This is a genomic window from Micromonospora sp. NPDC047753 (assembly GCF_040642735.1).
Lineage (GTDB): Bacteria > Actinomycetota > Actinomycetes > Mycobacteriales > Micromonosporaceae > Micromonospora.
The window spans coordinates 1-10,176 of sequence record NZ_JBEYSL010000231.1; the positions used below are offsets into that span (position 1 = coordinate 1).

Genomic DNA, 10,176 nt, shown 5'->3' on the forward strand with positions numbered 1-10,176 from the left:
GCCGACCGGCGGACGGGGCGGCCCGACCCGGCGTGTTCGGCGCTGCGCCGGTGGTGACCGACCTTGACGCCGGAGTCGACGCTGCCAACGCGGTCAACCACGCAGCGGTGCTACGCATCTTCGCCGCGAACGTCGAGCGACTACGCGAGGTGCTCTACCAGGCGATTCCGGCGCTGCCACCCCTCCCGTGCCGCTAGCGGCGGCGGTGCCGGCAACGGCATCGCTGGTGCCGATGGCCGCCGACCCACGTCACCTCCCCAGCGGTCCCTCCCCTGCTACCTCTCCGGTGGCAGCGCTGTCAGGCGTCAGCGGCGGACTGCCGCCGGGCGACCGTGTCCTCGAGGTAGTCCCGGGTGGCGCTGACCGCCTGGCGGGCATGCTCCTTCGCACCGACCTGGGCGACGAGTGTCGCGCGCGGAATCTCCAGCGCGTATGGCAGCCCGGGCGGCAGCGCGTCGAGGATGCCGTGCACGTCGATGCCGCCTTCACCGGGCGAGAGTCGTTCGAACCGCGCGGTGTGGATCAGGCCGTCGGTGGTCGGGGGCACGCCGGCAGGCGCGTCGCACACGTGGACGAAGTGAAACCAGTGCGCGGGAAGCTGCCGTAGATCGGCGATGCTCGACCCGGAACGGGCGAAGTGGAGCAGGTCGACCAGAATGCCGGCGTTTGGCTGGTCGGCAGCTCGCAACACCCGTGTCGCCTCGCGCAGATCCGGGGTCTCCGTCCAGGACGGGAATTCGAGGTCGATGGTGAGACCGAACGGCCGGGCAAGTTCACACAGCTCGGCGAACCGGTGGATCTTGCGGGCCCGATCGGGGTCGGGCAGTTGGGTGATGACGTGTCGTGCCCCGAGTTCGGCGCCTGCTTCGAGGAAGCGCAGGTAGTCCCGAGGGTTCTTGTCCGGGCTGAATCGCGCGAGTTCGATGTCGAGGACCTCGATTCCGGTCGCCGCCAGCCGCACCTTGGTGCTTCGCATCAGGCCCGGGTCGGTCGCCAGCGGGTAGTGCGGTTCCTGCGGTGTGACCCGGTTGAGCCGCAGCCCGACGAAGCGATACCCGGCGTCGGCAGCGGCCTCCACCAGTTCGGGCGGCGAGAGACTCAACGCGGTCAGGTGTGCCAGTGAGTAGTCGTGCCGCTGCTCCGGCCGTGGGGCCGACGCCTCCCGTAGCGAGAGCAGGCGACGCTCGCGGTGGGCCGCCATCCGTACGGGGACGCTGGTGGGGTCGCCGTAGCCGGCGTATCCGTCGACGCGCTGCACCACGGCGAAGAAGACGCGGAAGCCGAGGATCTCGGTGTAAAAGTGCAGGTACTCACCGTGCTCGTCGCGGTCGTACAGGATCGAGTGGTCACGGAGTGCCGCCAGCCGCGCCGCCGGAAGGGACAGCCGGGCGTCGAGGTCGGCGTAGTAGTTGTCGGGGATCTTCAACACCGGCGCGCCGAGCGCACGCATCGCCTTGGCGCTGGCGATGATGTCGTCGGTCTGCAGCGCCACGTGTTGCGGGCTGGGGATGGTGGGCGCCCAGTCACCGCGACGCAGCGGCGCCGTGTTGAGCGCGATGCGGACCTGACCTGTGGGGTCGGTGGCGACCCGGCTGCGGATCAGCCCGAAGGGCGCCGCGATCTCGGACGTACGCTCGGCCGTCAACCCGAGCACGGTGCGATAGAAGACGGCTGCCTCGTCGAAGTCGTCAAGCGACTCGGTGATGGATACGTGGTCGGTGTTGGTCACCAGAGCGTCAGCACGCAGTGCGTGGCCGGTGGCGGTGAAGTCGTCGAGCCAGCATCCACCCTCGGCAGCGCTCTGGACCAGGAAGACGGCGGTGCCGTCGGGCGCCGCGATCGAGGTGAGTTCCGCCTCGCCCGGCTCGTACAGCCGTGGTAGCGCCGGTGCGAGCAGGGCCTCGGCCCGCTGCGCTGCCCCGGCCGGATCGGCGCTTTCGACTCCGAGGGCACAGATCGTGGCGGTTCCGGGTGCGACGATCCGTTGCGCGCCGAAGTTCAGCAGGATGCGGGCGGTGCCCTGCTGCCAGAGTTGGACCGGCTTGGAGCGGTGTTGCGCGGCATGCACGAAGCCGAGACCGGCCAGCGCCCGGGCCACGTTCGGACCGGAGATGTCATCGACCGCGACTTCCGTGAACGCGTGTCCACCGAGCTGCGGGGCGCGCGGGAGGCTGGAGAGCCGGAGTCGTTCACGAGCCCGTGCCGGGCCGGCCGTCGCCACCGTCTCCTGGAGGGTCAGCAACGACCGCATGCCGTCTATGGCGGCATGGCGGGGATCCGCCTGGCGGTAGACGTCGTTGAACACCTCAAGGGAGAGGGGGCCGTCGTAGCCCGTGGTCAGCACGTGCCCGACGAGCCCGGCCAGGTCAAACGCTCCCATCCCGGGAAAGAGCCGGTGATGACGGCTCCACTCGACCAGGTCCATGGTGAGTCGTGGGGCGTCCGCGAGCTGCAGATGGAAGATCTTCTCGCCGGGGACCACCCTGATCGTCGACGGGTCCTCACCCCGGGACAGGATGTGGAAGCTGTCGATGCAGAGCCCCAGAGCGGGGTGGTCGGCGCGGCGGACGATCCGCCAGGCATGCGCGTTGGTGTTGACGAAACGCCCCCAGGCGACCGCCTCGTACGCGACGCGGATTCCGCGCCGGGCCGCCTGTTCCGCCAGCACGTGCAGTTGCTCGGCGGCCAGGTCGTCGTCATCGACCGCGTCGGGGGAAACCGATGACGACAGCAGCAACGTGGCTGCACCGAGCTGCTCCAGTACGTCGAACGTCCGCTCGGCCCGGCGCAGGTTGGCCGAGAACACGTCAGGTGGCACCGCCTCGAAGTCCCGGAACGGCTGGTAGGCGGCGACCGACAGGCCGCGCCGGTCGCACTCCCGCCGAACGCGGGTCGGAGACCACGACGAGGCGACGAGGTCACTACCGAAGATCTCCACGCTCTGGAAACGGGCTGCGGCGGCTGCCGCCAGCTTGTCCTCCAACGTGCCCGACAGACAGACGGTGGCGATGCAGAGCCGATCGCTGCCCACCTGCTCTCCGTGCCGTTGCGGTGCGCCGTCGGTCTCCATGGTGCGCATGAAAGTTGCCCCCTATCGGCGTCGATCCGGGCGAGGTTCCGGCCGTTCGTTGCACTGAGCGGGTCGACCCGACCGGGCCGAATCATGAACGTACTAGTTAGTTACTTATACTCCCGCTGAGCGTCCCCGGGAAGACGCGCGACAGCGACCTACAGTGTTGCCATACGACAGGGAGGTGCGGTGCGCACTCAGCCGTCCGGAGCCGTCTCGCCCAAGCCGCCTACGCGGGACGCCGACAGCACGCGATCCGAGATCCTCGCGGTCGCCACCCGGGAGTTCGCCGACAAGGGGTACACCGGCGCCCGGGTGGACGAGATCGCTGCCAAGACCCGCACGACGAAGCGAATGATCTACTACTACTTCGGCGGCAAGGAGCAGCTCTACGTCGCGGCGCTCGAAAGCGCCTACCTGCGCATCCGCGCCCTCGAGCAGGAGCTCGACGTCGATCACCTCGACCCTACCGAGGCGATCGTGCGGCTGACCGCCCTGACGTTCGACCACCACGAGGCACATCCCGACTTCATCCGGCTGGTCAGCATCGAGAACATCCACCGGGCCGAACACATCGCCGGATCGGCCAAACTGGGCCGGCTGGCCAGCCCGGCCCTCGACGTGCTGGCCCGCATACTCAGACGTGGCCAGGCCGGGGGACAATTTCGCGACGGTGTGGATCCGGTGGACGTCCACATGTTGATCAGCTCCTTCTGCGTCTTCCGGATCGCCAACCGATTCACCTTCAACGCGATCTTTGACCGCGACCTGCTCGCGCCTGAGCGCAGTGATCACTACCGGCGGATGCTCGGTGACGTGGTCCTGGAGTACCTGACGGCGCGATGAGCGCCGGTGCCACCGGACGGCACGCCTGGCCCGGAACTCGGTGTCAGAGGCCCGCGTCCAACAGCTCGGCCGAGTCGGCGAGCATCGCATCGGCGTCCGCCGGTCGACCGGTGAAGTGCTCGTACGCGGCAACCGCCTGGTAGGCGTTCATACCGCCGCCGTGCAGGATCGGTGCGCCCACAGCCCGCGCGGCGCGCAGGAGCGCCGTGTCGACGGGGCGGTACACGATGTCCGCCACCCACATGTCCGACCGCAGATCGGCGGCGGGCACCGGCGAGCCGGGGTGGTGCACCATCCCCATCGGTGTGGCGTTGACCAGGCCGTCCGCCCTCGCGAGGGTGGCCGTCAACTGGTCCATCCGACCCACCTCGACACGTCCGGCGCCGAACTGGGAGGTGAGCGTCTCCGACAGCTGGATCGCCTTCGTCGGATCGAGATCGACCAGTGCTAACCGCCGTACGCCTTGGCTTAACAGCGCGTGGGCGACCGCGGCGCCCGCTCCCCCGGCGCCGAGTTGCACGACCAGCCGGCGCGGGGCGGTCGCGAACTCCCGGGCGAAGCTACGGGCGAACCCGGACGAGTCAGTGTTGTATCCGCAGGCCCTGGTGCCATCGAAGACCAGGGTGTTGACCGCGCCGAGCAGCCGTGCCTCGGTGGAGAGGTGGTCGAGGTAGCGGACGACCTCCTGCTTGAACGGGTGCGTGACGTTGAGGCCGCGATAGCCGAGCAGGCGCGCCCACCTCAGGATGTCGGGCAGGTCGCTCGCGGTCAGCCCGTGCTCGGCGGCGTCGATGATGGTGTAGATCAGCGGTATGCCCTGCCGGTGGGCTTCTCGCTCGTGAAGCAGAGGCGCGTGCGACTGCTGGATACCTTCGCCCACGAGTCCGATCAGGACTCTCGCGGCGTCAGACCGGGCCAACATTGCTCCTCCTGGAAACTGCCCACCCGGGTCAGCGGCCGCCAACCCGGTCGAGCACTGTGGTCACGGGGCCGTGGTGCCGCTCGGCCCGTCAGCGTCTTTTCCGGGAGGGCGGCCATTCTCCAGAGCCCTCCCGGAGGAGACGGCCGCGATCAGGACGACGCCCGGATGCTCTGGTAAAGGGCCAGGTCCGCGCCCTTGAAGTGGCTGTTGAAGAACGCTTCTGCCTTGCTGATGAAGGCCGCGCGGTCGATCTGGTCGATCTCCACGACGGTGTGTCCAGCGGCGCCACGCCACCCGTCGAGAACCTTCTTGGTCTCGTCGTCCACGCACTTGCGGTTTTCGGCGCGAACGTCGTGGATGGCCTTGAACAGCGCGTCCTTCTGGGGCTGGCTCATCCTGTCGAGCGTCTTGTCGGACATCACGACGTAGTGGGTGCCGACCTGGTGGTTGGTCAGGCTCGCGACCTTGAGGATCTCGTCGAACTTCTGGGCCCGGGTCGCCACCACCGGGTTCTCCTGGCCCTGTGCGATGCCCTGCTGAAGGGCGAGATAGAGCTCCTCGACCGCGACGGCGACGGCGTTGGCACCGAGGGCCTTCGCGTTGGCGAGGAACTGCGGCGTGTTGGGGAAGCGGATCTTCAGACTGCCGAGGTCATCCGGCTTGCGGATCGGGGCGGTCGCGGTGAAGGTACGCATGCCGAAGTACCAGGCGTCCACGATCGTGGTATCGGTGGCCCCGTTGAACTCCTCGAAGAACTGCTTGCCGTCGGAGTCGACCCACTTGAAGAAGTGGTCGATGTCGTTGAATGCGTACGCCGCGTCCAGGACACCGATCTTGGGGAAGGCGGTGGACATGGCCGAGCCGCCCTGCAGGTCGATGTCGATGTCACCGGCCTGGACGCTCGCGTAACGCTCCGCGTCGGGGCCGAGCTGACTGTTGGGGAACAGGTCCAGGGTCACGTTGAGGTCCTGCGCCTCGATCCGCTCCTTGAGCAACTTCATCCCGCAGTAGAAGTTCGGTTGGGCCTCCGGCTGAGAACTACCGATCTTGAGCGTCAGTCGGGGGTTCTCGCCTTCGGCGGCCGGGGCGTTGTTCTCCGTGGCACAGCCGGCGGTGAGGACCACGGGCATGGCGACGGCGACGGCTACGGCGACGCGACGCCACCCGGTCAGCTTTCGGTGCATGGTTTTTCCTCTTCTCTCGGCGGTAGCGGCGGTAGGCGGTGACAGCGGGCTTCCATCCGGGTCAGAACCCGAGCAACTTCGGCAGCGCCAGCGAGACCTGGGGGAACGCGGTGATCAGGGCGAGCACGGCGAACAGCGGGATGAGAAACGGTGCGATACCTCGGAACACGACGTCGACCGGTTTGCCGGTGACCGAACTGGTGATGTACAGCACGCTTCCCACCGGCGGCGTCAGCAGACCGATCATCAGGTTGATGATCATCACCACGCCGAAGTACACCGGGTCGATGCCGAGGTCGAGCGCGATCGGCAGGAGTACCGGAACGGTGACGAGGATGACGGCGGTGGCGTCGAGAAGCGCGCCGAGGATCAGCAGGATCACGTTGACCAGGAGCATGAAGATCAGCGGGTTCTCAGAGACCGTGGTGAGGAAGGCCGCCACGTCCCGGGACACGTGGGCACGCGTCAGGATCAGGCCGAGCAACGCCGCCGCACCCAGGATGAGCGAGATACCGCCGGTGATGGCGGCCGTCTCCCGGAGACTCTGCAGCAGCAACCGCGGCGTCAGCCGGCGGTAGGCGGCGCCCAGCACGAGCATGTAGAGCACTGCCACCGCAGCGGCCTCGGTCGGCGTGAACGTCCCCGAGAGGATGCCCCCGAGCAGGATGACCGGAGTCAGTGCGGCTCCGGCCGCGCCGACGGCCGCCTTCGTGAACCGTTGCCGGTCGAACGGCACCGTGGTCAGGTCGCGACGCCGGGCGGACCAGATGAACACGTACACGCAGAGACCGAACGCCATGAGGAACGCGGGGACGACGGATGCCGCGAACAGGGCACCGGTCGATATCGTCGCGGTGGCCGCGTAGATGACGGCCGGGATGCTCGGCGGCATCACCGGGCTGATCAAGGACGACGAGGCCGTCAACCCGGAGGCGAACCCGTACGGGTAGCCCGCCTTCACCATCTGCGGGATCTGCATCTTCCCCAGGCCCGCCACGTCGGCGAGCGCGGAGCCGCTCATCCAGGAGAAGCCCACCGCCGAGCCGACGTTGACGTACGCCAGATTGCCGCGCACCCGTCCCAACGCCGCCAGGCAGAACTCGTAGAGCCGGTCGGCGATGCCGAACCGGTTGGCGAGGACTCCGACCAGGATGAACAACGGAACGGCAAGGAGCGGGAAGCTGTTGAGTCCGTCGAAGGTCGTCTTCAGTGCGAACCCACTGGACCGTCCGTCGGCTATCGCCCACCACAGGCTCGGGCCGATGAACGCCAGCCCGACCGGCACCCGGATCAGCAGGAGGAAGGCGATGACGAGAGCCACCATCCACAGCTCGAGGATCATCGTGCCTCCGCCGCGTCGAAGATGACGTCGTCCTGGTTGGCGCGGAAGATCCGGACGATCGCCCGCACCGCGCCCGAGACGAAGCCGAGCAGTGGAATCAGATAGAGCGACCAGAAGGGGATTCCCAGCGCCGCCGTCCGCCGGGTGGGATATGCCTGGATCAGCGAGTAGGCCTCGAAGGCGAGGAGCCCGCAGATCACCGCCGTGAAGACCGCTGAGAGGATCTTGACGGCGACGAGCGCCCGCCCTTTCGCGACGTAGTCGATGATCTGGATGGTGATGTGGCCGTTGTTGCCGATCAGGTAGCCGACCATGATGAAGGTCAGCACGATCAGTGAGTAGTTGGCCAGCTCGCCGGCTCCCGGCCAGTTGAGTGCTGGAGCGTACCTGCCGACGACCTGCCAGAGGACGCTCAGAAAGATGAGCACGAGGGCAGAGCAGGCGACGGCGAGTTCCGCCGAGGCCCAGACGCGCAACACGGTGGGCTCGCGGCGAGGCACCGGGCTGCCAGGGGTGTCCGCGAGAGGTGTCGCGGCGGACGGCGCTTCGTCGGCGCTCACCGGTTGCCACCTCCTCGGTGATCGGCACGCCGACGACCAGCGCCCACGGCGGAGGGTGCTCGGTTCACGGTTGGCCTCGCTCTCGGTCGAAGAAGGCTGCCGACGACAGCAGCGGCTGCGCCGCATGCCGGTCGGTCCTGGGGTCGTGCCGCACCAGCGCAGGACAGCGATCCACTCGAACGGTGCGGCTGGGACTCGAACACGTCGCCCCCTAGGCTGCGAACCGCCAGTCGGACCGTTTGGACCACCTCGCGGACTGGGTGTAACGTACGGGTGGCTCCCGGCCCTGGCAAGTGTTTGAGTCCAGACCGTTACGGTTGCGTGAAGAGATGACCGATTGGCAGCGGTCCCGGACGACCCGGCTGTCGTAGCGGGGTGCTGGGCGGTTCGCTCGTTCGCTGGGTACGATCCAGCCCGGACGCGAGGAGAGCGGATGAGTGTGAAGGAGCCCGTGGACCCAGGGATTCCCGCCCGGCAGGCGTCGGCGGTGGAGTCCTCCGACCAGCAGGGCGTTCGTAGCGTCCAACGCGCGCTGGACATTCTTGCCCTGCTCACGGAGGACCGACCCACCGTGTCGATCCGGGAGATCGTGGATTCGACCGGCCTGGCGAAGACGACAGTCCTGCGGTTGGTCTCGACACTTGAGCAGAGCGGGCTGCTCTGGGCCACGACCAGCGGTTACATGGCGGGGCCAGGTCTGTGGCGCTGGGCGCACCTGGCTCGACGCAGTTGGGAACTCCCGCCGGACACGCAGCGCAGGATGCGCGAGCTCGCCGCACGACGACGCGAGACGGTCAACGTCTATGTCGCCAGGGACGTCTACCGGGTGTGCATCGCCCAGCAGGAGAGCCCTCAGCCGCTGCGCCACGTCGTCCACGTCGGCGACGAGTTGCCAATGTGGGCCGGGGCGTCCGCCAAGGTGCTGCTGCGCGACGCGGGTACCGGCATCCTGGATCGAGTCGCCCGGCTCTCGCCCTACGGGCCCGGTCACGTCAAACGACTCCAGGAGTGGATCGACGAGGCCGCGGTGCAGGGGTACGCCGAGAGCCACGGCGAGCGGGAGGACGGGCTGTCGGCCGTGGCGGTGCCGATTGTCGGCCGGTCCGGAAGTGTCGTGGCGGCGCTCGCGCTCAGCGGTCCGACGGTCCGCTTCACCGAGGCCCGGGTCAGCGAGTTCGCCGCCGATCTGAGGCGGGTAGCGCAGGAGATGGTGGAGCAGGGTTTCAGCCACCCGTTCGGTGCCGGCGGCTGAACACGCCCAGCCGGCAGCCACGCCGGCACGGCCGACCGCGTTGCCGAGACCCCGGACGACGACGGCAACCGGCGCCCGGTCGGCCAACCGGCGGGGGGCCGTCGACGCACGCGGGCCACGCACAGCCGGACCACCTTCCCACCGCCACGAACGGCGTGACACCCGGGCAACACCAACACCTACGTAGACCACGTCGTGGCGGCAGTTCGGTGCTCAGTCCGGGCGCGACACAGCCGCGTTGCACGGGTCTGCCAGCCTCGACAGGACCCGCATGGTGGGGTGTACATCGAGGTCGAGCCCCATTGTCGCAGTTATACGAACTAGTACGTTAGTTAGCCATCCGCAGTGAGCCGTGTCAAGGGTCGGCGACCCCGGGGCGGATCGATCACCGGGCGGGCGACTCCTGGCCACGCCGGATCTCCGACATCCTGAGGCCACGCATCGCCAACCCGTAGCCGGCGACGCCCAATCCGGCGATGAAGCCACCGGCCGCCCTCGCCGTCAGCAGGTCGTGGTGGTAAACGGCCTCACGGCTGAAGACGTTCGTGAGGTGCACCTCGACGATCGGCCGCGAGAGCATGCGGAGCGCGTCGAGGAGAACGACTGAACGCGTCGAGAGGCCAGCGGGATTGATGATCACCGAGGCCGACTCGTCATACGCCCCATGGACCCACTCGACAAGCTGTCCCTCGTAGTTGGACTGTCCGAAGAAGAGGTCGAACCCGAGCTCCCTGGCCAACTCGCGGCAGCTCGACTCCACCTCCCCGAGGGTTACCTGACCATAGATGTGCGGCTCGCGACGACCGAGCATGTCGAGGTTCGGACCGTTGAGAATAAACAGCCGGTCTGGCATGACCATCACCCCTTGACTCGACGTGCCGCCACGTGGATCTCAGGTACTACCCCGTGGACGGCCGAGTGCGGGGGCGAGCGGGTGGGCGGCGCGCAGCTGGGCGGCGGTCCACTCGGAGACGCCGATGTAGTGCGCCTTGCCGGAGTG

8 protein-coding genes and 1 pseudogene are annotated in these 10,176 nt (G+C 68.1%); 3 read left to right on the forward strand and 6 right to left on the reverse strand.

The genetic code is table 11. The annotated features are described in order from the left end of the window. A pseudogene (locus tag ABZ749_RS19775) lies at positions 1-197 on the forward strand (hypothetical protein); the annotation flags it as partial. A gap of 101 nt (positions 198-298) precedes the next feature. Here ABZ749_RS19775 and ABZ749_RS19780 read toward each other — a convergent pair. Beyond that, a complete protein-coding gene (locus tag ABZ749_RS19780; protein WP_357229759.1) occupies positions 299-3,079 on the reverse strand; it encodes a TIM barrel protein in 2,781 nt (926 codons plus the stop codon). A 180-nt stretch (positions 3,080-3,259) separates the two neighbouring features. Here ABZ749_RS19780 and ABZ749_RS19785 point away from each other — a divergent pair, with 180 nt between their 5' ends. Further along, a complete protein-coding gene (locus ABZ749_RS19785) occupies positions 3,260-3,916 on the forward strand; it encodes a TetR/AcrR family transcriptional regulator (protein WP_357229762.1) in 657 nt (218 codons plus the stop codon). Positions 3,917-3,959: 43 nt separating this feature from the next. Here ABZ749_RS19785 and ABZ749_RS19790 read toward each other — a convergent pair whose 3' ends face one another. The 4 genes from ABZ749_RS19790 to ABZ749_RS19805 form a co-directional block, all read right to left on the reverse strand. Next, positions 3,960-4,838: a shikimate dehydrogenase gene (locus tag ABZ749_RS19790; RefSeq protein WP_357229764.1), complete on the reverse strand. Its 879-nt coding sequence runs from the start codon at positions 4,836-4,838 to the stop codon at positions 3,960-3,962. Positions 4,839-4,987: 149 nt separating this feature from the next. Next, positions 4,988-6,022, reverse strand: coding sequence for a TRAP transporter substrate-binding protein DctP (gene dctP / locus ABZ749_RS19795; protein ID WP_357229766.1), 1,035 nt, complete (start codon positions 6,020-6,022; stop codon positions 4,988-4,990). A gap of 61 nt (positions 6,023-6,083) precedes the next feature. Further along, positions 6,084-7,364 (reverse strand): TRAP transporter large permease, encoded by a 1,281-nt coding sequence (locus tag ABZ749_RS19800; protein ID WP_357229768.1) that lies wholly within the window; start codon positions 7,362-7,364, stop codon positions 6,084-6,086. Then, positions 7,361-7,924 (reverse strand): TRAP transporter small permease subunit, encoded by a 564-nt coding sequence (locus tag ABZ749_RS19805; protein ID WP_357229770.1) that lies wholly within the window; start codon positions 7,922-7,924, stop codon positions 7,361-7,363. Before ABZ749_RS19805 ends, ABZ749_RS19800 begins: the two co-directional genes overlap by 4 nt. 433 nt (positions 7,925-8,357) lie before the next feature. On the opposite strand from ABZ749_RS19805, the gene ABZ749_RS19810 reads away from it, so the two are divergent. Then, the gene (locus ABZ749_RS19810) at positions 8,358-9,176 is read left to right on the forward strand and encodes an IclR family transcriptional regulator (RefSeq protein ID WP_357229772.1); all 819 of its coding nucleotides are present in this window, start codon (positions 8,358-8,360) and stop codon (positions 9,174-9,176) included. Between the two features lie 385 nt (positions 9,177-9,561). Here the strand turns inward: ABZ749_RS19810 and ABZ749_RS19815 are convergent, their stop codons facing one another. Further along, positions 9,562-10,029, reverse strand: coding sequence for a type II 3-dehydroquinate dehydratase (locus ABZ749_RS19815; protein WP_357229774.1), 468 nt, complete (start codon positions 10,027-10,029; stop codon positions 9,562-9,564). Between the last annotated feature and the right edge of the window lie 147 nt (positions 10,030-10,176).

What these genes read in the sequence shown, in the direction of transcription:
- ABZ749_RS19790 (WP_357229764.1), bottom strand. Translation starts at nt 4,838, where the DNA reads ATGTTGGCCCGGTCTGACGCCGCGAGAGTCCTGATCGGACTCGTGGGC.
- ABZ749_RS19800 (WP_357229768.1), bottom strand. Translation starts at nt 7,364, where the DNA reads ATGATCCTCGAGCTGTGGATGGTGGCTCTCGTCATCGCCTTCCTCCTG.
- ABZ749_RS19780 (WP_357229759.1), bottom strand. Translation starts at nt 3,079, where the DNA reads ATGCGCACCATGGAGACCGACGGCGCACCGCAACGGCACGGAGAGCAG.
- ABZ749_RS19810 (WP_357229772.1), top strand. Translation starts at nt 8,358, where the DNA reads ATGAGTGTGAAGGAGCCCGTGGACCCAGGGATTCCCGCCCGGCAGGCG.
- ABZ749_RS19815 (WP_357229774.1), bottom strand. Translation starts at nt 10,029, where the DNA reads ATGCCAGACCGGCTGTTTATTCTCAACGGTCCGAACCTCGACATGCTC.
- dctP (WP_357229766.1), bottom strand. Translation starts at nt 6,022, where the DNA reads ATGCACCGAAAGCTGACCGGGTGGCGTCGCGTCGCCGTAGCCGTCGCC.